The organism is Arthrobacter sp. NPDC056493 (assembly GCF_042795115.1).
Classification (GTDB): Bacteria; Actinomycetota; Actinomycetes; order Actinomycetales; family Micrococcaceae; genus Arthrobacter.
The window spans coordinates 34,544-58,336 of record NZ_JBHTSL010000023.1 but is presented as its reverse complement, the minus strand read 5'-3'; the positions used below and the strand labels follow the sequence as shown (position 1 = coordinate 58,336).

Annotated in this window: 13 protein-coding genes and 1 pseudogene; 9 read left to right on the top strand and 5 right to left on the bottom strand. The window is 62.2% G+C overall.

Annotated elements, in window-relative coordinates; translation table 11 throughout:
• A pseudogene (locus tag ACFQ50_RS11610) lies at positions 1 to 229 on the bottom strand (short-chain dehydrogenase); the annotation flags it as partial.
• A 695-nt stretch (positions 230 to 924) separates the two neighbouring features.
• On the opposite strand from ACFQ50_RS11610, the gene ACFQ50_RS11605 reads away from it, so the two are divergent.
• Positions 925 to 3,081 (top strand): glycogen debranching N-terminal domain-containing protein, encoded by a 2,157-nt coding sequence (locus ACFQ50_RS11605; RefSeq protein WP_377995685.1) that lies wholly within the window; start codon positions 925 to 927, stop codon positions 3,079 to 3,081.
• Between the two features lie 293 nt (positions 3,082 to 3,374).
• Here the strand turns inward: ACFQ50_RS11605 and ACFQ50_RS11600 are convergent, their stop codons facing one another.
• Positions 3,375 to 5,552: a cytochrome P450/oxidoreductase gene (locus ACFQ50_RS11600; protein ID WP_377995684.1), complete on the bottom strand. Its 2,178-nt coding sequence runs from the start codon at positions 5,550 to 5,552 to the stop codon at positions 3,375 to 3,377.
• Positions 5,553 to 6,113: 561 nt separating this feature from the next.
• On the opposite strand from ACFQ50_RS11600, the gene ACFQ50_RS11595 reads away from it, so the two are divergent.
• Complete coding sequence (locus ACFQ50_RS11595) at positions 6,114 to 6,953, top strand: hypothetical protein (RefSeq protein ID WP_377995683.1); 840 nt, start codon at positions 6,114 to 6,116, stop codon at positions 6,951 to 6,953.
• Between the two features lie 250 nt (positions 6,954 to 7,203).
• Here ACFQ50_RS11595 and ACFQ50_RS11590 read toward each other — a convergent pair whose 3' ends face one another.
• A complete protein-coding gene (locus ACFQ50_RS11590; protein WP_377995682.1) occupies positions 7,204 to 8,019 on the bottom strand; it encodes an IclR family transcriptional regulator in 816 nt (271 codons plus the stop codon).
• Between the two features lie 391 nt (positions 8,020 to 8,410).
• Between ACFQ50_RS11590 and ACFQ50_RS11585 the strand changes: the two genes are divergently transcribed.
• The 4 genes from ACFQ50_RS11585 (at position 8,411) to ACFQ50_RS11570 (ending at position 12,673) form a co-directional block, all read left to right on the top strand.
• The gene (locus ACFQ50_RS11585) at positions 8,411 to 9,439 is read left to right on the top strand and encodes a zinc-binding dehydrogenase (RefSeq protein ID WP_377995681.1); all 1,029 of its coding nucleotides are present in this window, start codon (positions 8,411 to 8,413) and stop codon (positions 9,437 to 9,439) included.
• Positions 9,440 to 9,471: 32 nt separating this feature from the next.
• On the top strand, positions 9,472 to 10,971 hold the full coding sequence (locus tag ACFQ50_RS11580) for an aldehyde dehydrogenase family protein (protein WP_377995680.1): 1,500 nt from the start codon (positions 9,472 to 9,474) through the stop codon (positions 10,969 to 10,971).
• Positions 10,972 to 11,381: 410 nt separating this feature from the next.
• The gene (locus ACFQ50_RS11575) at positions 11,382 to 12,308 is read left to right on the top strand and encodes an NAD(P)-dependent oxidoreductase (RefSeq protein WP_377995679.1); all 927 of its coding nucleotides are present in this window, start codon (positions 11,382 to 11,384) and stop codon (positions 12,306 to 12,308) included.
• The gene (locus ACFQ50_RS11570) at positions 12,305 to 12,673 is read left to right on the top strand and encodes a carboxymuconolactone decarboxylase family protein (RefSeq protein WP_377995678.1); all 369 of its coding nucleotides are present in this window, start codon (positions 12,305 to 12,307) and stop codon (positions 12,671 to 12,673) included. The genes ACFQ50_RS11575 and ACFQ50_RS11570 overlap by 4 nt, the downstream gene beginning before the upstream one ends.
• 325 nt (positions 12,674 to 12,998) lie before the next feature.
• On the opposite strand, the gene ACFQ50_RS11565 is transcribed toward ACFQ50_RS11570, so the two are convergent.
• Complete coding sequence (locus ACFQ50_RS11565) at positions 12,999 to 13,808, bottom strand: IclR family transcriptional regulator (protein WP_377995677.1); 810 nt, start codon at positions 13,806 to 13,808, stop codon at positions 12,999 to 13,001.
• Positions 13,809 to 14,585: 777 nt separating this feature from the next.
• Between ACFQ50_RS11565 and ACFQ50_RS11560 the strand changes: the two genes are divergently transcribed.
• Positions 14,586 to 15,491 carry an NAD(P)-dependent oxidoreductase gene (locus ACFQ50_RS11560; protein ID WP_377995676.1) on the top strand — a complete coding sequence of 302 codons (906 nt, stop codon included), beginning with the start codon at positions 14,586 to 14,588 and terminating at the stop codon, positions 15,489 to 15,491.
• Between the two features lie 1,430 nt (positions 15,492 to 16,921).
• On the opposite strand, the gene ACFQ50_RS11555 is transcribed toward ACFQ50_RS11560, so the two are convergent.
• Positions 16,922 to 18,283 carry an MFS transporter gene (locus tag ACFQ50_RS11555; RefSeq protein WP_377995675.1) on the bottom strand — a complete coding sequence of 454 codons (1,362 nt, stop codon included), beginning with the start codon at positions 18,281 to 18,283 and terminating at the stop codon, positions 16,922 to 16,924.
• A gap of 1,035 nt (positions 18,284 to 19,318) precedes the next feature.
• On the opposite strand from ACFQ50_RS11555, the gene ACFQ50_RS11550 reads away from it, so the two are divergent.
• Together ACFQ50_RS11550 and ACFQ50_RS11545 are read left to right on the top strand one after the other, a co-directional pair.
• Positions 19,319 to 22,303: an FAD-binding and (Fe-S)-binding domain-containing protein gene (locus ACFQ50_RS11550; protein WP_377995692.1), complete on the top strand. Its 2,985-nt coding sequence runs from the start codon at positions 19,319 to 19,321 to the stop codon at positions 22,301 to 22,303.
• Positions 22,300 to 23,790: an NAD-dependent succinate-semialdehyde dehydrogenase gene (locus tag ACFQ50_RS11545; RefSeq protein WP_377995674.1), complete on the top strand. Its 1,491-nt coding sequence runs from the start codon at positions 22,300 to 22,302 to the stop codon at positions 23,788 to 23,790. The genes ACFQ50_RS11550 and ACFQ50_RS11545 overlap by 4 nt, the downstream gene beginning before the upstream one ends.
• Positions 23,791 to 23,793 lie beyond the last annotated feature (3 nt).

The window sequence follows — 23,793 nt, the reverse complement described above, 5'->3', positions numbered from 1 at the left end:
TTTTATAATTCATAGATTTAATCACCTCTACTACTGGGTTGTCCTTTTCATGGTGTTTATCGCCCACCCCGCCACGCGCTCCGGCTGCCGCCATCGGGCGCCCCTGTGCGCGGCCGATACCCTGGCCGGCGCCGGTGATCAGGACTACCCGCTCCATAACGCTGAAATCCCGCGCGGACATCGGCACGCCGGAATCCTGGGGGGTGTGGGTCAGGGGTGTCGTCGTCATAGTCGATCCTCGTGGAGTCGCGTTGTGGGGAAGGTAAGCAACGGTGGCCCAGTGGCACAGGCAATCATGCACGCTTTCCCGCATTGTGGGATTATTTTAAAATTATGCAGCGGGGCTTGACTGCGGCCGCATCCGCTTCGCAATAAACATATCCCGCAATATGGGATCGTGTCAATAATGAAACTCTCTCCACATACCTCCCAGTGTCTTTCCGGCCAGTGGCCCAACCACGACCCGGCCGCACACTACGGCAGAGGACATGTCTTTGACGGAGGTTCGCTGCCGAGCCTCACTGGTCAGGGCGTGGAGGGTGGAGGGCTGCCGCAGCACCGTCACGACAGGGGGCCGCTGTCAGCCGGCCGGGTCAGCGATTGCTCCAGGGCTTGTCCACCCCGAGCCTGTCACCGGCCCCACGGGACCCCATGCCAGCTGCTTGGGAGGTGCCTTTCGCTCAGCCATTCTCAAATCCCATCCACCGGGTCTACCACAGCGGCGCGCGGCAATCCGGTAGCAGCCGATAGACCATCAACGACGGATCGCATAACCCTTCGTGGTAGGGCCGTACGGAACACCTCGGCATCTGGCGACAGCTGGCACACAAGCGTAGCGTTTCTTGTACTGAGTGACGCCGTTGATCGGGCCCCGCGGTGTTGCCGGGGTTGAATTTTGGAAGTCAATCCGCAGAAGGAATCGGGATGGCTGGATGGAATGCTGATACTGCCGCTGGGCCGATGGGCCCTGGGTCAGTCACTTTGGTGGAGGGCTCGTCATTCTGCATTTCCGCGGCGAATGGGGATATCGATCCGGAATATCCGCACGGCGTTTTTCATGCAGACACCCGTATCTTGTCTGGTTGGCATCTGACCATTAACGGTCAGTCCTTGGAACCGCTGGCCGCGAAGGCGAAGGAACCGTATAGGGCACTGTTTGTTGGGCGAGTGCGCCGTACGGACGAGTACGAAGACAGTCCACTCGTCGTCGAACGTCTTCGCGAGGTGGGCGCTGGAATTCAAGAGCAGATCACCGTGCGAAACTACTCGTCCCTTCCTGCAGAGTGCGTTGTCGCCTTAACGATCAAGGCGGATTTTGCTGACCTGTTCGAGGTGAAGGAAGCACGCATTCAGCGGCGCTGGAATGAATCCCGTGAATTGAATGGCCCGAGCCTAACCATCCGGGCCACATGGCAGGACATTCGGAAGGGCGTCGTTGTGTTGGCCAACGGCGCTGAGACTTCCTCCGACGGACTGACGTATCATGCCGTTGTTCCGCCGCACGGGTTATGGAGCACCAGCCTGAGTGTAGTGCCCACAGTTGACGGGTCTGGTCCGGTTGCTTCTTTCGTTCGTCCCGACGAGGGCCAGTTGTCTCCGCGCGATCTGCGGCGCCAGGAGTGGGTAGGAAGGATTCCGGTATTGCGGATGGGCAACCGCTCCATCGAGCGAACCCTGCGGCGTAGCTACGATGATCTGGGCGCGCTTCGCATCGAGGATCCTGAACACCCCGAGCGCATCGTGGTGGCTGCCGGTGCACCGTGGTTCATGACGGTGTTCGGCAGGGACTCACTCTGGGCCTCCCTCATGGCGCTTCCGGTTGATCCGTCTTTGGCCTTCGGCACCATCCAGACCCTTGCTGGCCTCCAGGGCAGAGTGGTGGATGAGATGAGCGAGGAGGAGCCGGGAAAGATCCTGCACGAGGTTAGGTTTGACATCTCCAGCGGACTGGCGCTGGGCGGCAAGTCCGCCTACTACGGCAGTGTCGATGCCACTCCGCTGTTTGTGGCCCTATTTGGGGAAGTCAGCCGCTGGGGGTTTACTCCGGAATCCATCTCTGCCCTGTTGCCGCACGTCGACCGGGCGCTGGACTGGATCCAGGATTATGGCGATCGTGATGGCGATGGCTTCGTTGAATATGCTCGCCTCAACGACCAAGGGCTTATCAACCAAGGCTGGAAGGATTCCTGGGACGGCATCAACTTTGCCGACGGCAGGCTGGCGGAGCCGCCGATCGCCCTGTGTGAGGTGCAGGCCTACGTTTACGGCGCCTTTTTGGCCCGCTCTTGGCTCGCCTACGACGCCGGCGATCTGCGGTTGGCGAGGGAGTACCGGGACCGCGCGGCACAGTTGAAGAGGCGGTTCAACGAGCAGTTTTGGTTGCCCGAACATGGGTACTTCGCCGTTGCCCTGGACCGGAACAAGCGGCCGGTCGACGCCTGCGCTTCTAACATGGGGCAGTGTCTGATGTTTGGCATTGTCGATGATGACAAGGCTGCGCTGGTGGCCGAACGGCTGATGTCCCCAGAGATGTTTAGCGGCTGGGGCGTGCGAACGTTGGCGAGCGATATGGGCGCGTACAATCCTGTTAGCTATCACAATGGGTCCGTCTGGCCCCACGACAATGCGATCATTGCAGCCGGACTCCTGAGGTACGGCTTCACAGAGCATGTGCAGCAGATCTCCACAGCCCTTCTGGAGGCGGCCGAGTTCTCGGGGGGCAGGCTTCCGGAGTTATTTTGCGGCTTTAGCCGTGAGCATTTCGACGAACCCGTGCCCTATCCCACTGCATGCTCGCCTCAAGCGTGGGCCGCCACCACTCCAATCATGCTGATCAAGACCCTGATGGGCTACTACGCGGACGTCGCCCGGGGCGGCCTATGGATGGATCCAGCTTTGCCCCAGTCCTTCGGCGACCTGCACATCACGAACGCTCCCATGGCGAACAGCAGAATCACTATCGATATCTCCGGTTCCAACGCAACAGTGACCGGGCTGCCGGATAGCATGCAGTTCTACCAAGGAACACGACCCCGTGCCACCGAATTGGCTGAACGAGCTGGACAGCCAGGAAAAGGCTAGCCGCGAAGGCAACGGGTTCCGGGTAGGCCGCATAACGAAGCGCGATGAACGTCTATCCATGCTGCTTGATCCCTGATGGCGCGCTCAACTTTGACTGTCAGGCGTGGACGGCCGGCCGCCCACGCCTGCACCAGCGCCCCATGAAAGTGTCAGACGCATGAGGATACTCGGCCTCCCACAAGTTACGGACGCCCAAATCCTTGGAGAGGTTCGGAGCGCCGAACCGCCCCAATGACAGCCCTCCGACCAGTTTTCTTGTAGGCACCCTTGAATTTTCGACGCAAACTCATCATCTACCAGTCGAGCACGAGTCTGTCGGTCATCGATTTCGAAACGCACGCCGCCATCAGTTTATTCGACTCCTGTTCCTTGGATGAGAGGAAGGAGTCCCGGTGGTCTGGAACCCCTTTCAGCACGTTGGTCAGGCATGAGCTGCAGGTGCCTTCGAAGCAGGCGCCGGGGATGGTCACGCCCACTTCGGCGCAGGCGTCAATGATGGATTGCCCGGGCTGAACGGCCACGTCGATGTTGGATCGTTCGAGGTGCACGGTGAAGGCTTCATGCGAACCCGCTGCTCCCTGTCGGGCGCCAGGCTTTGGTGCGAACCACTCGGCGTGCAGCTCCCGCCCGGCACGCTTGGCGGCCTCCTCCAGGCCGACAAGGAAACCCTGCGAGCCGCACGCATAGATTGCCGCCCGTTCGTCCGTCGTCGCGACTAGGGCGTCGAGGTCCGGACGACCGTGTTCGGACGTCAGATGGATCTGCGTTGACTCGTAGTGCTCCAGCTGATCGAGGTAGGCGAGGCGGGGCCTGGTTCGCCCCACGTAGTCCAGACGCCATGGCACACCGCTCTCCTGTGCCGCTTCAATCATTGGCAGGATTGGTGTGATGCCGATCCCGCTCGCGAAGAAGTGGTAGCGCTCGGCGCTCTCCAGAGCGAAGTTGGTGCGTGGCCAGCGCACCCGGACCCGGTCGCCGGCTTTCAGGGTGTGGATCATCGCGGATCCGCCGCGCCCGTTCTCCTCGCGCAGGACCGCGACACGCCAATGGGTCCGGTCCGACGGTCCGTTGACCAGTGAATAGGACCTGACGACGTCACCGGGCAGCACCAGGTCGACGTGTGCGCCCGCGGTCCATTCTGGGAGCTCTGCGTCCTCATTGGCACGCAGCTCGATCTCGAGGGTGCGGTCAGCCACGGTACGGGCAGCGGCGACATTCATGACAAGCTCCCTGTAGCCGGCCCTGATCACGCTGCCTGTCAGGTCGACCGAGCGTGGAATGAAACGTACGGGGAGTTTGGAAGGGCCGAGGTGGGTCCAGGTGCTCCACTCGGGCTCACCCGTCAACTCGAAATCGTCCGTCATGGAGAGCAGCTCTTCCACCGCGATGCGCAGTTGCTCTCGTGCGAGGGAGGCACCGACGCAGCGGTGCGGGCCAAATCCAAACGCGATGTGCGGGTTGGGCTTGCGATCGAAATCGACCTTATCCGCGTTTTCGAACTTGCGGTCGTCCAGATTTGCTGCCGACACCATCAGACCGACACGCGATCCCTTGGGGACCATCCGACCCTCGATCTCGACATCACGGGTTGTCTTGCGGCCGACGAGGCGGACCGGTGTCCATACACGGAGCAACTCCTCGATGGCCTGTGGGATGAGCTTCGGTTCGCTCCTGAGCCGCTTCTGATCAGCCGGGGTCGTGGCGAGATGCCGGATGATGCTGCCGAGCATGTTGGTCGTGGTGCCGTGGCCTGCTTGGAGGAACAAGCGGATCGTGCCGGCGATGTCGTCGTCGGTGAGCCGCCTCCCATCAACTTCCTCGTGGATCATCGCGCTGATGACATCGTTCGGGTCGTAGGGCGCTTTTTTGCGCGACTCAAGGACGCGGTAAATGTACTCGTACATCTCATCGTTCGCGGCCTTATGCGTTGCCGTGTCGCCTGCCGCGCCGGCATCAATAATCTGGTTGATCGTCGTCTTGATGCGCTCGGCGTCCTCGACCGAGATGCCGAGGAAGATGCACTGGACCTGGATCGGCATGTAGAAAGTAAAGGAGGCAACGGCGTCGGTCTCGCCCAGGGAAACGCACCGGCCGATCAGGTCCCGTGCCGTACGCCGGATCACTGGTTCAATACGACGGATGTACTCCGGCGTGAAGAACCTGTTCAACAGGTCACGGTAGGCCGTATGAAATGGCGGGTCAACCTCTGCAGGTGCCCGAGGGGGACGATCCGGGGTGGTGGCATCGGGAATCGGAGTCTTCTGCGCGCTGGTGAAGGTGTGCCAGTCGAGGGCAGCCTCTGTCACATCCTTGAAACGCGTGAGGGCGTAGAACCCGTCGAATCGGTCGCTCCACGCGACCGGACATTCATTGCGCAGACGGGAATATACAGCTCGCGGATCACTATGGTTCTCTGTGGCGAGCGGATCCCAATCCTCAGATGGATGGGAAATGGGGCGGCCGGAGGTCATGAAACTCGCCTTTCGTGCGGGTACGTCGTCGTTCGTTCGGACCACGGTCGTGATCCTAGCGCTGGCTTGGGGGAGTGTGCGATCACGCCTGCTGTGTCCTAATAGTGCCCCGCCGCATGCACCGCTGACGGCCAGGTCGATCATTAAAACTGGAAGATACGGAACGAAGATGTGGAGCAAGGAGCGAACCCCTTGAGTTGACCAACCTGCAGCCATCAAGCAACTTCGGCGTTGAAGTCCCGCGCCGCGTCAGCACGTCGAAGCCTCATGGGGTGCAGTCGTCATGGTCGAACCTCGCTTCGTCGCTTTATGCCGGCATGAAGTGGGGCATAGTTCAACTAGCCCAAATACATTTGATCCTAGTATTTCCCGCATTGTGGGATTTAGTCAAGCCCCGCAGCGCCCGTATGAATGCATTTGAAGATTGACTATATCCCGAACTATGGGATATGGTCAATTATCGGCGTCTTGTTAGGCCTGAACCGCAATGGGTGAGCGGACGCCGGCAACCCGTCGGTTCTTGCCGGGGGATGACATCGACTTTTGTGAAGGAGCAGGAGAATGCGCGTAAGCAAGGCAGCCGATACCGGCAGTGAACGAGTCGGAACCATGCGTGAGGGAAAGCTGGACCAGAAGCACCTGCTGTTCGGTGAAGATGGTTCGCCCAACAACTTTGACCTGAATATGGGCCTCACGGGCAGCGGCGGTTGGGGAACGCCCCGGCACCGGCACAACTTTGACCAGATCCGCTACGTCATCGAGGGCAGCCTCCCCTACACCGAGAAGGATGTGCTGGAGCAAGGGTGGGTCGGGTACTTCCCCGAAAGCGTCCACTACGGCCCCCAGGCGCGTGCTGAGGGTCTTCGGACCATGGTGCTGCAGGCTGGCGGCGCGAGCGGTGGCGGATACCTCAGTGTCGCGCAGCGTGAAGAAGGTAATGCTGAACTGGCCAAGACCGGGGAGTTCAAGAAGGGCCTGTATCACTACACGGACGCCAATGGTGAAGCCCAGACCGTGGACGGGTCGCAGGCGATCTTCGAGCACGCCACCGGTCGTAAGCTCGAGTTCGCGACTCCGCGGTACGAAGACGTGATCGCGATGAACCCCGAAGCCTACGACTGGCTCCCGTCGGCCGACGAAGGGGTCTCGGAGAAGTGGCTCGGAAGCTTCACCGAACGCAACCTGCGCATCGGCTTCCTGCGCCTCGAACCGGGCGCCGTGTACCAGGCCGGCCAGCACCCCTCCATCGAAATCCTGTTCCAGATCAAGGGCCAGGTCACCGCAGGCGGGGAAAAGTACGGCCCCGAAACCGGCTACGAATTCCTGGCCAATGAAGGCCCCGTACCCGTCGAGGCAATCGAACCAACCGAGTTCCTCCGCGCAGTACTCCACACCTTCTAAAGCCAACCAGAGCACGCGAGCGACACGGGGCCCCACGGGGCCCCGTGTTGCCTTATGGGCGGAGCCAGATGGCCAAGCTTGGGGCCCTTAGGACGTTGTGGCGGAAGTTACCACGGCAACGACCTTTACCGACGGGGGCGAACCCTTCTTCGGCTTGTCGGCAGAAATCATAGCCTTTAGGGACGGCGCGCGGCCGGCGTGACAATTGGTGGTTCCGGCGGCCTTTGACCATCCCGCGCTTTCACGGCTATCAGTTGCGGTGATTGTTCTCCGTCATCCGCTCCGATATGGTCATCGCCGCCTGCTTGACGGCGAGCACGGCGCGCGGGACATCAACGTCGCGCCGCACATGTTCATCCCAGGCGACGCCTACGCTGCCCAGGGCGGTCTTCTGATCGGTGAGAATGGGTGCAGCAACGCTGTAGACACCGGGGTTGAATTCCCCCATGGTCAGGAGATGGCCGTCTTTTTTGATCTCGCCCAGCGTCGCGCGGAAGGAACTCCACGTGCTGCCCAGCCCGGCGTTCTCGATTTCTGCGCGCTGGCGAGGGTAGATAGCTTTCAGGCGATGATGGGGCAGGTAAGCCAGGATGACCTTCGACACCGATCCTCCGCCAAGTAGGGGGCGCCGCTGCCCTCGGCTGAACCGGTTCTCCGGACTTAGGGGGCCGCGGGCCTCGCCGACGCACAAGACGGAATCGCCGTACGCGGTACACAAAAGGGCCGAGTGCCCGATCTTGTCCACCAAATCCTCGAGGACGCCATGGCTGGCCAAGAGCAGCGGGTCCGTCAGGCGAATCTGGAGGTCCATCTCAATGATCCCCGGGCCGAGGCTGTAATAGCCGTTGCGGGTGGCGTTGAGCAGGCCTGCGTCATGCAGGGTCTTGATGTAGCGGTACCCCGTTGACCTGGAGGTCTCCAAGGCCTCAATGATGGCAGCCGTCGACCACACCGGCTCCGACTCGCTGAACAGCTGCAGAATATTGAGCATCTTGGCCAGACTGCTCGCACTGTCCGGAACCGACACCACCTTGCCGGCTGCATTCGCCGAATTGAATCCCGTCATGACCCGTGTCCTTTATTCCATGTAATGCAGCCTTGCGCCGGCCAGTTCTCACATTGTTGACAAAGTCTCATAATACAGGATATTCTCTTAATTGCTATGGCAGTTATGGCCAAGACAAGCGGCCCACCCTCTAGCCGGGCGCTCCATTCACCTGTATGAGCGGGAGCGCCAACGAACAGTAAAGGTACTTGGACACGTGACCGAACATTGTCGAGCGAATCCGTGCGCACGGCGCAAGTCTCACCTGGAACGAAGCTTGCCCTGCGTGCCGCGACTTCTCCGTCGCACCGCCTCCTTGTGGATGGATTCCTCCCGCTAACTTCCGTGCTCATGCCAGGCTGCGCCGCATGGCTGCACCGCCGTCCATCTCCTGCCTATAGAGGAGCGTTACATGCAAACAGTTGTTTTCCTGGGCGACAGTAAGCTTGAACTCCGTGAATACCCTGACCCCGTCCCCGGGCCGGATGAAGTTGTAATCCGCATGAAGGCCTCCGGGATGTGCGGGAGCGACCTCAACCACCTCCACGGCCCCCTGCGCACAGGATCCAGGCTGGTCATCGAAGGGCACGAGCCGTGCGGAGTAGTCGAGCTTGTCGGTGAGGCCGTGCGCCCCAGCGAGGCCAAGGTGGGAGACCGGGTCATGGTCCACCACTACGACGGATGCCGAACCTGCCAATACTGCCGTTCAGGCTTCACGCAGTACTGCCCAAATGCACGCACGGTATTCGGCGGGCTGGACGGCGACGGCGGACATGCTGACTTTATGAAGGTCCCCGCCCACACACTCATCAAGCTGCCCGACTCACTTTCATTCAAGACCGGTGCGGCAATCTCGTGCGGCACCGGAACGGCCTTCGCGGCGATCAAGAGGGTGAGCCTGTCAGCCGATGATACCGTTGCGATCTTCGGGCAGGGACCCGTCGGCCTGAGCGCCACCATGCTTGCCACGGCCTTCGGCGCCCGGGTCATCGCCGTCGATGTCGAACCCTCCCGGCTGGAGATGGCCAAAAAGTTCGGTGCCGACTACGTCATCAACTCAAGAGAGCAGGACCCCGTCGCCGCTGTCCGCGACCTGACCCGCGACGGCGCAGGCGCAGACAAGTCCATCGAATGCAGCGCCAACACCACCGTGCGCCGTCAGGCTATCCAGGCACTGCGCCCCTGGGGAACTGTCGGCATGGTGGGAGTCTTCGGCAAGGTCGAATTCGACAGCGAGGAACTCATCCAGTTGCAGAAAACTGTCGTGGGCTCGCTCACCTTCAGCAAGAACCAGCAGGAGGAATGCGCTCAGTTCGTGGCCGAGCGCAGGCTCGACGTGGAGGCCCTGTTCACCAACGAGTTCCGGCTGGATGAGGCCGAAAAGGCCTATGAACTGTTCGATCAGCGCAAGATCGGCAAAGGCGTCTTCATCTTCGACTGACGGAAAGTCAAAGGTCACTTGAGAGGAAAGCAATGACCACAACCCAGCCGGACTTCGCTCTGAATGAGCAGGCCAAAGGCTTCTTGTCCCGCGACGTTCACCATCTCTTCATCGACGGCCAACATGTTCCCGCCGTGTCCGGACGGACGCTGACCACGACGAACCCGTCTACCGGCGAGGTCCTGGCACGGTTCGCCTCCGGTGGTCAGGCCGACGTAGACCATGCGGTTCTCGCTGCGCGCAAAGCGTTCACTGGCCAGTGGGGCACGTGGACCCCTTACGAGCGTCAGGCGCTGCTGACGCGCATCGCTCAGGTCCTGGACCAGAGGTTCGAGGAGCTGATCCAGATCGAGGCCCTGGACATGGGTGCCCCGGTCTCACGTCTGCGCAACACTAAAGCCTCCCTGATGAAGATGTTGGCATTTTTCGCATCGCAGGCGATGAACGTCTCGGGCGAGACGCTGATGAACGGCGTCCCCGGCAACGTCACCACCATGACGTTGAAGGCCCCGGTCGGGGTCATCGGCGGAATCATTCCCTGGAACGGCCCGCTCAACAGCCAGTTCTGGATCATCGGTGCCGTGCTGGCCAGCGGGTGCACCGCCGTGCTGAAGCCGGCGTCGGAAGCATCCCTGTCCGTGCTGCGGGTGGCCGAGATCCTGCACGAGGCCGGCGTGGCGGCCGGTGTCATCAATGTCGTCACCGGCCCTGGCCGGGAAGCAGGCAATGCACTGGCGGCCCACCCCGACGTCGACCGCATCGCCTTCACCGGATCCACTGAGACCGGCCGCCGGATCATCGAGGCGTCCACTGCAAACATCAAAAAGCTGCAGCTGGAGCTCGGCGGCAAGTCTGCCGACATCATCTGCGCGGATGCAGACCTGGACAAGGCCGTGCCAGGGGCCGCGATGGGCGTCTTCTCCAACTCCGGCCAGATCTGTTTCGCCGGCACCAGGGTGCTCGTGCAGAGGTCCATCGTGGATGAGTTCACCAAACGCCTGCTGGCGTTCATGGACACCCTTAGGGTCGGGCACAGCCTGGACGACACGGCCACCCTGGGGCCGGTCATCAACCAAACCCAGCTGGACACAGTCCTGTCCTACATCGACATTGGCCGGAACGAAGGCGCCGAACTGCTCTATGGCGGCCAACGGCTCGGCAACGAGCTCGGGAACGGATACTTCATGCAACCGAGCGTCTTCGGCGGCGTGACAAACGACATGCGCATCGCCCGCGAAGAGATCTTCGGACCAGTCCTGTCGATCCTTCCATTCGACGACGTAGACGACGCGATAGCCCTCGCCAATGACAGCGAATACGGCTTGGGCGGGGCGGTCTGGTCGCAAAGCCTGTCCACGGCTCTTCGGGTTGTCCAGGGCGTGCACACAGGCACCATGTGGGTGAACTGCTACGGCTACATCGACCCAATGGTGGGATTCAGCGGTACGAAGACCAGCGGGTACGGCTACAAAGGCACCGCCGCACACATGGACACCTACCTCTACACCAAGAGCGTCTACATCCAGCTCTGATCACAAGAAGCGTCGGTGGAGTGCATGTCCGTGATGAGTGATTCATGAACGGGTTCAACCTTGGCCCCAGGTGTCAGGGCCGACGCTTCTACGGGGAGATGTGCCGTTGTAGGAGTCCTGTCATTGGGGCATTGGTGCGGTCGTCCTGATGTCAAAGGTTGCGGGCTGGTTCGACCTACCTGAATGCCCTGCGTAATCAATCCGGGGGCTCTCGGGACGAAATGGTCTGTGCACAGCTCCAAAGTCTCCGGCATGGGAAACTTCGTAGCCGGCCAGAAAGTCAGGCTTCGAGATCCGCGAATTCGCAGCGCCGCATGACTGCATGAATACAGATCCTGACGGGTCGATTGCAGAGATCCTTCGATAGGGGCACGCAAGCCCGCTTCGATGACAATGAGAGGGAATTTGGGATGGTAAAAGTCGGATTTATCGGTCTGGGGCTAATGGGCAGACACATGGCGAGTAATATTCTCTCGGCAGGCTATGAGCTTGTCGTGTTCGATCTGAACCCCCAAGCGGCCGAAGCGCTGGTCGAGAGTGGAGCTAAACTTGCCGCCAGCGTCGCTGAACTCACGCGCCTTGTGGACGTTCTCTTCACCTCGCTGCCGGGTCCAACAGAAATAGAGCAGGTCGTCCTGGGCGCAGAAGGTGTGCTCGCCAACGCCACCAAGGGTTTCGTTCTCTACGATCTGTCGACAAGTTCGAGGTCGTTGTCGCGACGGATGGCAGAGGAGTTCGAGAAGGTCGGCGCCCATATGCTTGATGCACCGGTAAGCGGGGGTCCCCCCGGTGCCGAGTCCGGCGACCTGGCGATCTGGGTCGGCGGTGAGCAGAATATTTTCGAGCGCCACGAGGATCTGCTTAAGGCGGTCGGCAAGAGCGCTGTCCATGTAGGGGCAGTGGGCTCGGGAAACGTCGTCAAGCTGACACACAATCTGCTGGGGTTCATGTTGTGGGAGGCCATGGCGGAGGTCTTTTCGGTTGGAGTAAAAGCCGGGGTTGAGCCGCTCGATCTTTGGAAGGCGCTTCGCCTGGGATCAGCCGGCAAACAGTCACCTCTGGATCTACTGGTAAACCAATTCCTCCCTGGGACATTCGACGAACCTGCATTCGCCCTAAAGCTCGCTTACAAGGACGCAGTACTCGGCACCGGCCTTGCGAACGAACTGGGGGTTCCGTTGCGCCTGGCAAATCTCGTCAAGGAAGAGATGACCGAAGCCATGGCACTTGGATACGGCGACAGGGACGCCCGGTCTTTCCTCACTCTTCAGCTGGAACGAAGCGGCACCAAGATCGCCGTCGACCCCGACAAAATTAAAGAGGCGGTAGCAGAATGACGAAGTCTGAGCACGAAGGCCAAGACATGAACTCGCCAGGGCGGGTTCACCCCCTTTACCGGGCCGTGCCCCAGCTGGGCAGGCTGCGCGATGATGTCCTATTCGGCGACGTCTGGGAGCAGGCGGAACTAAGTCCGCGAGATCGCAGCCTGGTCACCTGCGCGGTACTGGCATCCAACGGAAATGGCGAAGAGCTGACCAACCACCTCAAGCGGGCCGTTGATAACGGCGTTACCGTCGACGAATTGCGGGGGCTCGTCGTTCAGGTCGCCTTCTATGCGGGCTGGCCTGCAGGTCTATGCGCAGCCAAAGCGGGTCTCGAGCTCTTCACTGAGTCGGCAGGGGACACTGGCGATGACAATTGAGCTGCTCCCGCGACCGTTTCACTGAAACTTCATTCAGCTGGCTTCCTCCGCATCTATCCCCTGCCTCACCCCGGGCCGGTCGCTCCGGCCAGGGGTGAGCGCGGGGGGCGGATGCTTCGCCGACGGAATCAGCTAAGGGCGATGGGTCCGGGCGGTGAAATCGGGCTGGGGCGGTCACCGGAAAATGTTGCCCAAATATCTAGGCTGTTACAGAGACACTCTTGCTAGCAGGTCTAAACGAAGTAGCGAGGGTCGTAGGTGTACTTCACTTCGGGGACGCTTCGAAGTTCTTGGGGGGGCGGAGGCTCCCGCCCCTCCGTGCATTTCAGGGCTGACGCTTCTCCGCCAGACGATCAGATACTGTCATTGCTGCCTGCTTGACGGCGAATACAGCCTTCTGAACATCGACATCGCGCCGCTCCTTCTCATCCCAGGCGACACCGACACTGCCCAGTGATGTCTTCTGATCGGTGAGAATTGGTGCGGCGACACTGTAGACGCCGGGGTTAAATTCTCCCTTGGTCAAGGCGTAACCGGCCCTTTTGATCTCGCCCAGGGCAGCCCGGAACTCTTTCCAGTCGCTGCCCAGACCGGCCTTCTCAATTTCTGCGCGCTGGCGAGGGTAGATAGCCTTCAGGCGATGATGGGGCAGGTAAGCCAGGATGACCTTCGATACCGCTCCTTGAAACAATGGTCGCCGCTGGCCGCGGCTGAACCGGTTCTCCGGGCTTAGCGGGGCGCGGGCCTCGCCGACGCACAAGACGGAATCGTGAAACGCGGTACACAAAAGGGCCGAGTGCCCGATCTTGTCCACCAAGTCCTCGAGGACGCCATGGCTGGCCAAGAGCAGCGGGTCCGTCAGGCGGATCTGGAGGTCCATCTCGATGATCCCGGGGCCGAGGCTGTAGTAGCCGTTGCGGGTGGCGTTGAGCAGGCCTGCGTCATGCAGGGTCTTGATGTAGCGGTACCCCGTTGACCTGGAGGTCTCCAAGGCCTCAATGATGGCAGCCGTCGACCACACCGGCTCGGACTCGCTGAACAGCTGCAGGATGTTGAGCATTTTGGCCAGGCTGCTCGCACTGTCCGGAGCCGATACCACCTCGCCGACGCCATTTGCTGAATCCAATCCCGTCATGACCTAAGCCCTCATACTCCATGTCGTGCAGCCCCGGACGGAGCGCCCCTTGCATCATTGACAAAGTCTCATCATAAAGGATGGGTTCGGATACTCTCCTAAAGCCACAGGCATAAATGCCAAGCAGTACTTGCCCACCTGCCCCGAGAACGGCCGGCTTCCGCCTCGAACCGGGCACACGAGGCGCCCCATCAACGTTGCGATGAGCTTCGCCTCCGCTGCCGGAAAATGCCCACCGGCCCCGCCCGAAGTAACTCGGCGAACGAGGGCTGCCCGGACGCGTTGACGGCCAAGTCGGTTTTGCCGCACACAGTCAGCGCGCCGACCATGCGGGGGGATCATTCCCCCGCGGATTGCCTGGCGTGGCCTCCGCCCCGTCCATCCATTGCTGAATGGCCGTTGCGTTCGACTTCAGGCAAACCGTGGCTGGACGTACGCAAGTACACCTGACGTCATGGCCACATGGCGACCGCGCCACCATGAATCAGGCCGTCCTTGGTATCGGCCCCAGGAAGTCGCGCGGACGCGACCTCAGAGCGGTCGACCTATAGCTGACAATTCCCACATGATGGGATATCATTTATCAAGCAGGGAAAGTCTCTCCCTCCGCGGCGCGGTGCAGGCAATCAAAACGGCGTCGTCAGCGGGTCATACATGTCGGCAGACGCGGCCACAGCGTCCTTGCCGTCGTGCTGCTCCGCCGAAAGCTGCGCCAAAATCAGCGGGCACTTCCCTGCCCCAAACGCCTGAATCACAGCACACAGGAGGAAACGCACGATGAGTATTGGCTATATCGGTCTCGGAAACATGGGAGGCGCCTTGGCCCGCCGGATCGTGCGTGAGCACGAGGTGACCGTCTACGACATGAACCCGGACGCCGTCCAGGGACTCGTTGCCTCAGGGGCGAAAGCGGCATCGACACCAGCCGCCGTCGCGGCAACATGCGACACGATCCTGCTGTGCTTGCCGACCTCGCGCCATGTCCGGAGTGCCCTATTTGACAATGGGGGCCTCGCTGAATCGCTGAGGACAGGCACCATCGTCATCGACCAGACGACCGGTGATCCCAGCATGACGCGTGAGATCGCCAAGTCGCTCGAGGCTAAAGGCGTGACATTCATCGATGCACCAGTGAGCGGCGGTCCCACCAAGGCTGAAGAGGGCACGATTGCCATCATGGTCGGGAGCAGCCTGTCGCAATTCGAGCACGTGCTTCCCGTGTTGCGATCCATCAGTCCGAATATCTTTCATGCCGGTGAGGTCGGGGCTGGTCAGACCGTGAAGTTGGTCAACAACATGGTGTCCGCCACGCAGCGCCTCGTCTCCTTGGAGGCCATGACCCTGGCCGTCAAAAACGGCCTGGATCCGCGTAAGGTTGTCGAGATCCTCGTGGCCAGTGGAGGGCGAAATGCATACCTCGAGCGGTTCATGGTGCCCCAAATCATTGAGGGTCGAATGAACGTCGCCTTCACGCTGGGGCTGACCCTCAAGGATTTGAACCTGGCATGCCAACTGGGCACCGACTCGGGCGTCCCATTGCTGTATGGCAACGTGACAAGAGACGTAATGCAGGCCAGTGTGAACGAGTTCGGTCCAAACGCTCTAGTCGACACCGTGGCTGGGCTGGTGGACCGAGCAGCAGGCACGCGGCTGGTCGGCACCGAATCTGCGGACAAGGCCTAAGGGGCAGGGAGTCCGGCGACCCCCTGGACCCTTTGCCATGTGCACTTCCACACCCCGTGCCGGGGCGGTGCCTGCAACAGTCCAGCCCCGCGGACCATCGTTACCTCCTGGTAACCCCCATCAGAGCGGGTGGCCCCAGCTCGGTCCTGCTTAGGCCACCCTCAGTAGAAGCCCTGATCTCAGGGCGACGTTACAGCCTGCGGGCAGCGAAGCCCGCTCAAAGCGAAACCGTCGGTTAGGCAAAGGTAGCGTCGTCACGCTACGGGTCACCGGCGGAGATCACCGAACCTGCACCGCGATAAGACGAGAGACCATGACCGGCACGTGCCGGTCATGGTCTCTCGTCACAGCAGGCTACTGCCCCCGTCCGATTGTTGTCACAAGCCCGCGAGGCACCGGATGGAATGCCGGCCCGTGTGCTGAAACCGACCTTGGTTCGCTGGTAAGCCTGCCCCCATGATGGCCCCGGTCGAGGGTGCCGTCTTGAAGGGTTTCTGCGGCGTGGTGCGTCCGTGCGATGACCGGTGCAAGACACCTGTAGCGACTCCAACGGTGTACTGGAGTAATTGGGGCAACCGCCTCTTTACCCTGCCTGCCAAGGCCGGGTTGTGAATAACTCCGCAGTAACACGCGGTTCACATAGCATCCCAGCCGGCAACACGTGCAGTGTCTCCGTTCTGTTTGGTGCTTCGTGCACGATGGGCGGCGGGCCACTTTTGAGGATAGGGGCTGCTGTCGCGGTCCAGGTGAGGGTATGGGCTGGCGTTGCAGCGGCGAGGTATTCCTCGGTTTAGTAGATGAGCTTTTGCTCGAACCCAGGTTCGTTGGGGAGCTTCTACGCTTCCGCCAGAGCCGTCAAGCCCCCGGGCCGCCCAAATACGGTGCGCCCGAGCCTAAGACCTAAGGCACCCCTCGCCAGCATCGTCCGCACAGAGCAGTGCGGCTGGCCTGCAGACTTGGAATTGCCCGCCAGCTCAACGATCTCGTCCATCGATGATTCGGCGATGGCCAGCTTGCGGGTCCTCCCGTGTCTCACCCCGCTCAGATGGATCAGGACCTCCACCTCGAACCGCGCCGCCCGCCCGAACCTCACCATCGCCGGGCTCATCGGCAACCTTCGCGATCGATTCGTGGGCCACCCTTCGCGGCCATCGACAAACATGCGCCGCCGAAACGCAATGAGACGCATCTACGCTTTCAAAGGAGGAGTCGGGTTCGTCATACCTCCAGTTCGACCGGAACCATTGACCATTTGGAGGCATACCACCTGCGGGGATCCTGCGGTCCGAATAATTGGGCCAGCACGAGTGGCCAAGTCGGTACCGGAACTACTGCGCCCCGACCACGCGTTTGAGAGATACAGATCGGGGCAGCATACCAAAGGCCTGCCGCAAGCACGGCAGGCCTTTGGATCGCGTCTATCGGTTGCTTCAGCTGGGCAGCGGGCGGTTGGCGGTCTCTTTGATGAAGAAGAATCCAATGATGGGCGGAATCACCGAGGCCATGAGTAGCCACGCAGGGGCATATCCGTTGCCCGTTGCGGCGACCAGCCATGTGGCGATGTAGGGGGTTGGGCCACTGAGGAGCGCTGCGACCAGGCCGAGGGCCAGCGCGAAGCCGGTGTAGCGGTATCGCGTGGGGAAGGACTCCAGGGTCGGTGCACTCTGTGTTCCCGTGCCCGCCCCGTGTACTACTCCGAGCAGAATCAGGCCGAGGGAAGGGAGGAGGGCACCGCCGTCGCCATGTCCGCTTTGCAGCAGGGCGAACGCGGGGAGGGCGAGGGCCAGCTCTGTCAGGCAGACGGTCAGCAGCATCCGGCGGCGTCCGATGCGGTCTGATAGACGCCCGGCGACTGGCTGCAGGATCATGGCGACGATCATGGCGGCACTGACCGCCAGCAGTGCATCCCCGCTGGTGAGGTGCAGGCTTTTGGTGAGGTAAGCCGGCATGTACGTGAGCAGCATGTAGCCGGTGAATGCCATGGGCAGGGTGAACAGGAGTGCCTTGCCGAGCATGCGCAAGCCCTGGGCATTGCCAAGGATTGCCTTCAGGGGATTCGCCTTCGCGACCGTTTGCTCGACCTTCAGAAACTCGGGGGACTCCGAGACTCTTGAGCGGATGTAGAGGCCAATGGCGCCGAGCGGAAGTCCCAGCAAGAACGGAACCCGCCAGCCCCAACTCTGCATGTCCTCAGCTGAAAGTACCGAAAATAGCACGGTCGCAACAAGGAGCCCGGCGAGTTGCCCGATTGACACTCCCCACATGAGGAAACTCGTCTGCAGCGCGCGCTTGTTGGTGTGGGTGTGCTCAGCCACGAACGTCGCCGCGCCTGGGATCTCGCCGCCGGCAGAAATGCCCTGCACGAAGCGCAGCACCACAAGTGCGAGCGGAGCGAGTGTGCCGATGGCGGCATGGCTTGGCAGTAGCCCGATTGCCGCTGTTGCCAGCGCCATGATGATGATGATCGCCGCCAGCGTGCGCTTACGGCCAATCCGGTCGCCCAGCGGTCCCCAGAACAGGCCACCAAGTGGGCGTGCGACGAACGCCACGGCGAAGACGGCGAAGGTGTTTAGAAGGTCAGCCGTGTCGTCCGCACCAGGGAAGAACACTTTAGCCATCACCGAGGCAAACGCGCCGTAAACGGCGAGATCGAAGTACTCGATCAGGGATCCCACTGAGGCTGCTACGGTGATTCTCCGCAGCATTGACTCCTTGTTGTGGGTCTGATCCATCTCCATCGTCGAAATGGGTCCGTCTGTCAAGTAGTCGTTGGAGCTTTGATTGATGCTCATCTCGCCTCCTCCTTGAGGAAAGTCAAAGTGACTCGTCCATCGCCGCGTACGCGAAAGACGATCTAATAATTTCCGGTCCTCGAACGCTGGGGGAATTGCCCCTTCTTGTTCGAAGCCGGCACCGCGACACATATCCCGCTTATCGAGGCGTCGCGTTTTGCTACATGCCCACCCTTGAACTCAATGGTGTCGCTTCAGGGGGTCCCATGCCTTGCATACGCACATGTCCTGTCCTTCATGAATCGGGGCCCCGCAGCGGCAAGAGCCCGACAGGATCTTCTATGAGGGACCAGCGCAGCGACGTGCCTGGTGGACCGTGTCCTTGCTCACATGAATGTATCCCGGGATATGGGATATTGTCAACATACTGCCGTGAAGCGCTTGCCGCGGCAAAGTTGCGGCCGAATGTGCCACCCGGCATGGAGCATATTCTTGACGGTATCCCATATAATGGGATACTATTCAAGAAGCGGGCGTGGGACCGATAATTGCCTTGACGAGCGGCCACGATCCTCATTCCAGGAGTGTGAGGTAGTGGAATTGTCATCGCATCGAACCCGGAGGCCCGTGACTGGATACAGAAGGGCGACCGCCACGAAGGAGAAGAGGCTTGGACGCTTCACTGGGACTTCGGACCGTGACGCGTCCGGGCGCCGACTGCGGTGTATCAGGAAGGCCAGCGCCCATCCATCTAAATCCTGTTCGGAACCGAAAGTCGGGTGGCGGCGCCCGGAGATAATGACGGCCCCGAACGCTGCAACGAAGTCCTGCCCAAAGAGGGTCCGACGCCTGTCCAGGCCTACGGAACGCAGCGAGTTCCTCCACCCGATGCTCCCTACCTTTCTAAACCACACAGTGGAGCGACCGGGCCTGACCCGGTGGCTGCCCTGGCCGGAGACTGATTGCCGTGACGAGAAAGAACTCATGCCCATGACCGATTCCACCAGCCGTTCGGCGTTGCACGGCCCCGAGCCGCTGCACGAACGCAACTTTGACGGGGTACCTGTGGACGCCGACAACGGGACGCCCCCTGAGATGAGCGACCGGGCGGCGTCGTTGCTCCGGGAACTTGGAAAGGCGGGGGTGTTGGCGGACGCGTCGCCGCGGCGGCGTTCCGAATATTCCTACGATGCTTCCAATTACCGTATGGAGCCACTCGCGGTCGCGTTTCCCCGGACTGTTGCCGACGTCGTCGCCGCTCTCGCAGCCTGTCGGGCAAGCGGAACCGCCGTCATCGCCAGAGGGGGCGGCACGTCCATGGCGGGTAACGCCATCGGCCCCGGCCTTGTCCTGGACTTCTCGCGGCACATGGACCGTGTCCTGGCCATCAATGAGGACGCGGGGACGGTCGACGTCGAACCAGGCGTCATCCTCTCGGTCCTGTCCCGCGAGGTGGAACGCGCCACCGGCGGACGCTCCACCTTCGCCCCGGACCCTTCGTCCAAAAACCGCGCCACGGTCGGCGGATCGATCGGCAACGACGCGTGCGGCAACCACTCCGTCCGCTACGGCCGCACCTCCGACCACGTGTCAGAGATTGACCTCGTCACCTCCGACGGAGCCCGCCTGACAGCCAACGAGACAGGGCTCCAGGCCACCGACCCCGCCGACTCCTTCTCTGTGACCCGCGCCGAGGCCCTCACGACGTCCCTGGCCAGGCTCGCACAGAAGAACCTGAGCGCCTTCCGCCTCGAATTCGGCAACATCCCCCGGCAGGTCTCCGGCTACCACCTCGAGAATCTCCTGCCGGAAAAGAAGTTCAACATCGCGCGCGCCGTTGTCGGCTCCGAGGGCACATGGGCCATCGTCGTGGGTGCTCGAATGAAGCTGGTACCCAAACCGGCAGCCGCGCTGCTCGTGTGCCTCGGCTATGACGACGTCGTCGACGCCGCGCGGGACATCACCACGATCCTCGAGTTCAACCCGGCCGCAGTCGAAGGCACCGACGAGGCGATCGTCGCCACCATGCGGCACCGCCGTGGACCTGATTCCGTCCTGGGTCTGCCCGAGGGGCGGGCCTGGCTTTTCGTGGACCTCGACGGTGACGACCTGGACGCGGTGCGCAGCCAGGCGGACCGGCTGCTCGCCCGGCTAGCGAAAGACGGCCGCCTGGTCCAGGGCCGCGCCGCCGCCGACCCGGCGGAACGAGCTTCGCTCTGGCGCGTGCGGGAAGACGGCGCGGGACTTTCCTCCCGCCTTGCCACGGGGGGCCAGTCCTGGCCGGGGTGGGAAGACTCCGCCGTCGCACCCGAACGGCTTGCCGATTACCTGGCGGACCTCCGCGAACTCCTGGCCGAGCATGGGCTCACCGGGGTCATGTACGGGCACTTCGGGGCCGGCTGCATGCACATCCGCATCACCTATGACCTGCGCAGCGAGGAGGGCCGGGAAGTCTTCCGCACGTTCACCCGCCGGGCCGCGGAACTCGTCGTCCGACACGGCGGATCGCTGTCGGGCGAGCACGGCGACGGGCGCGCCCGCTCCGAACTCCTGCCCCTCATGTACTCACCCGAGGTAATGGCCGCATTCTCCGAGTGCCGCCGTCTGTGGGACCCGGAAGGCATCCTGAATCCGGGCTCCATGACCGATCCCGATCCCATGGACGCCAACCTGGCCCTCGCCGGAGTACCGGAACGGGAATGGCGCACGAGCTTCGACCTGCGCCCGGTCGGATCAGCAGGGACGGACCCGTGGGTTGACGCCGTCCAAAGCTGCATCGGCGTGGGCCGGTGCCGCTCCGACAGCGGCGGGGTGATGTGCCCGAGCTACCGTGCCACCAAGGATGAAAAGGACTCCACCCGTGGCCGCTCCCGCGTTCTCCAAGACATGGTCCGCGGCGCGCGCACGGTCGAGGAGGGCTGGAAATCCGAGGAAGTCAGGGACGTGCTTGACCTGTGCCTGGCCTGCAAGGCCTGCTCCAGCGACTGCCCCACCGGCGTCGACATGGCCACCTACAAATCCGAATTCTTCTCGCACTACTACGAGGGCAAACTCCGCCCGCTCTCACACTTCTCCCTGGGTTGGCTGCCGCGATGGCTGAAGATCACCGGGCGCCTGGCCCCGGTCGTCAACGCCATCATGTCCACGCCGCTGGCCAAAACAGTATCTGCGTTGGGTGGGCTCACCAGGGAGCGGACAATGCCCCGCTTCGCCGGAGCCAATGAATGGCGGCGTGAAGTCGCTGCGGCAGGCGTTGGGCAGGTTCGCAAGTTCACTGGCAGTGACACGAACGACCACCCCGCCGCCGAAGGGGTAGTGCTTTTCGTGGATACCTTCACCCGCGGGTTCCGTCCGGAGGTCGCCGGAGCAGCCGCCCGCCTTCTCGCCAGCACAGGCCCCACGGAATGCTCCGCCGATGCTTGCTGCGGCCTGACCTGGATTTCCACCGGGCAGCTGGACACTGCCAAGAAGCTGCTGAACAGGGCTGCGATCGCGCTCGATGACGGTACCGACCGCCCGATCGTCGTCGTGGAGCCGAGCTGCGCTGCAGCGCTCCGCAAAGACCTTCCGGAACTGGTTCATACGGATCAGGCGCGCAGGGTCGCTGCCAGGGTGCGCAGCTTCGCCTCCCACATACACGAGCTCACGGAGTCAGGCTGGAAACCCGCACCGGCGACGCCCTTGCCGGAAAAGGTGGTGCTCCAGACGCACTGCCACGAATACTCCGTCTTCGGTGCAGGCACTCAGCGCTCGGTACTGCAGGCGGCCGGTATCGGCGACGTGGCGGACGCAACAGGCTGCTGCGGTGTGGCCGGAAACTTCGGGTTCGAAGCCAACCACTACGACGTGAGCATGCAGGTCGCGGAGAACGCGCTTGCCCCGGCGCTCAGGGCCACCGGCCACGACGACGTCGTGCTGACCGATGGCTTCTCCTGCGCCAGACAGGTAGATCAGCTTGAGCCCTCGAGGCCCGGACTGCACCTGGCCCAGATTCTGGACCCGGGAACCAGCACCGTTTCAATCCCGGCTTCCATCACCAGCAAAGACCGTCACACCAAGGAAACAGAGGAACTCTCATGACCACCAATGTCAGCGACATCAGCGTCTCAGAGCGGGCACGCGAGGTCATCGCCAAAGTCAGCACGGGTCTCTTCATTGACGGACAGTGGGGCGAAGCCGCGTCCGGTGCCCGCTTCGACGTCGTCAATCCGGCAACCGAGGAGGTCATCGCGACCGTGGCCGACGGCGGGCCCGAGGACGCACAGCGCGCCATCGAAACCGCAGGCCGTGTGCAGAAAGAGTGGGCCCGGACAGCTCCCCGTGAGCGCAGCGAGATTCTGCGCCGCGCCTACGACCTCGTCATGGCCAGGCAGGATGAAATCGCCCTCATCATGACCTCTGAAATGGGGAAGCCCCTCGCCGAGGCCAAGGGCGAGATCGCCTACGCTGCCGACTACTTCCGCTGGTTCTCCGAAGAAGCGGTCCGCATTGGCGGCGACCACACGACATCGGGCGACGGCAAGACCCGCGTCCTTGTCTCACGGGAACCTGTAGGCCCCGTTGTTCTCGTCACTCCGTGGAACTTCCCGATCGCGATGGGCATGCGCAAGATCGGACCGGCCATCGCGGCCGGCTGCACCATCGTGTTCAAACCCGCAGCCCTCACACCGCTCACGTCCCTGGCGCTTGTGGACATCCTGGTCGAGGCTGGCCTCCCCAAGGGTGTCCTCAACGTCGTGTGCACCACCAAGGCGTCTTCGGTGGTCTCGCCCTGGATGTCGAGCGGGATCGCCCGCAAGATCAGCTTTACCGGATCGACTGAGGTCGGTGTCCGCCTGCTCGAGCAGGCGGCCCAGCACGTTATGCGCTCCTCAATGGAGCTCGGAGGAAACGCCCCCTTCATCGTCTTCGAGGACGCCGATCTGGATCGTGCTGTCGAAGGGGCGGTCGCGGCCAAGATGCGCAACATGGGTGAGGCCTGCACTGCAGCCAACCGGATCTTCGTCCAGCGGCCCATTGCAGAGCAATTCGCCCGCCGCCTCGCCGCCCGTCTGAGCTTGTTGTCGGTCGGCGACGGCACCGAGCCCGGCACCGAGGTCGGCCCGCTCGTTGAAGAGAAGGCGCTCCGCAAGGTCCAGGAGCTTGTCGACGATGCTGTCACCAAGGGCGCGAAGGTCGTTACCGGCGGGAGCCGGCCAGACCGCCCCGGATACTTCTACTCGCCTACAGTCCTCTCGGACGTCTCACCGGAGTCAAACCTCATGAGCGAGGAGATCTTCGGTCCGGTGGCGCCGGTCATCCCGTTCGACACCGAGGAAGAAGCCATCCTCAGGGCCAACGACACCCCGTTCGGCCTCGTGGGCTACCTGTTCACTCAGGACGTGGACCGCGGGTTCCGCGTGGGGGAGGCCCTCGAAGTCGGCATGCTCGGCCTGAACACAGGCATCGTTGCCAACGCCGCCGCCCCGTTCGGCGGGGTCAAAGCCTCCGGCCTGGGCCGGGAGGGCGGCCGCCTGGGCATTGACGAGTTCCTCGAATACAAGTACATGGCGATCCCTCGACTGTAATCC

Bases quoted from the DNA above. Each gene is read 5' to 3' on its own strand.
- ACFQ50_RS11555 (WP_377995675.1), bottom strand. From the start codon at position 18,283: ATGAGCATCAATCAAAGCTCCAACGACTACTTGACAGACGGACCCATT.
- ACFQ50_RS11585 (WP_377995681.1), top strand. From the start codon at position 8,411: ATGCAAACAGTTGTTTTCCTGGGCGACAGTAAGCTTGAACTCCGTGAA.
- ACFQ50_RS11580 (WP_377995680.1), top strand. From the start codon at position 9,472: ATGACCACAACCCAGCCGGACTTCGCTCTGAATGAGCAGGCCAAAGGC.
- ACFQ50_RS11560 (WP_377995676.1), top strand. From the start codon at position 14,586: ATGAGTATTGGCTATATCGGTCTCGGAAACATGGGAGGCGCCTTGGCC.
- ACFQ50_RS11590 (WP_377995682.1), bottom strand. From the start codon at position 8,019: ATGACGGGATTCAATTCGGCGAATGCAGCCGGCAAGGTGGTGTCGGTT.
- ACFQ50_RS11600 (WP_377995684.1), bottom strand. From the start codon at position 5,552: ATGACCTCCGGCCGCCCCATTTCCCATCCATCTGAGGATTGGGATCCG.
- ACFQ50_RS11565 (WP_377995677.1), bottom strand. From the start codon at position 13,808: ATGACGGGATTGGATTCAGCAAATGGCGTCGGCGAGGTGGTATCGGCT.
- ACFQ50_RS11575 (WP_377995679.1), top strand. From the start codon at position 11,382: ATGGTAAAAGTCGGATTTATCGGTCTGGGGCTAATGGGCAGACACATG.
- ACFQ50_RS11605 (WP_377995685.1), top strand. From the start codon at position 925: ATGGCTGGATGGAATGCTGATACTGCCGCTGGGCCGATGGGCCCTGGG.
- ACFQ50_RS11570 (WP_377995678.1), top strand. From the start codon at position 12,305: ATGACGAAGTCTGAGCACGAAGGCCAAGACATGAACTCGCCAGGGCGG.
- ACFQ50_RS11595 (WP_377995683.1), top strand. From the start codon at position 6,114: ATGCGCGTAAGCAAGGCAGCCGATACCGGCAGTGAACGAGTCGGAACC.
- ACFQ50_RS11550 (WP_377995692.1), top strand. From the start codon at position 19,319: ATGAGCGACCGGGCGGCGTCGTTGCTCCGGGAACTTGGAAAGGCGGGG.
- ACFQ50_RS11545 (WP_377995674.1), top strand. From the start codon at position 22,300: ATGACCACCAATGTCAGCGACATCAGCGTCTCAGAGCGGGCACGCGAG.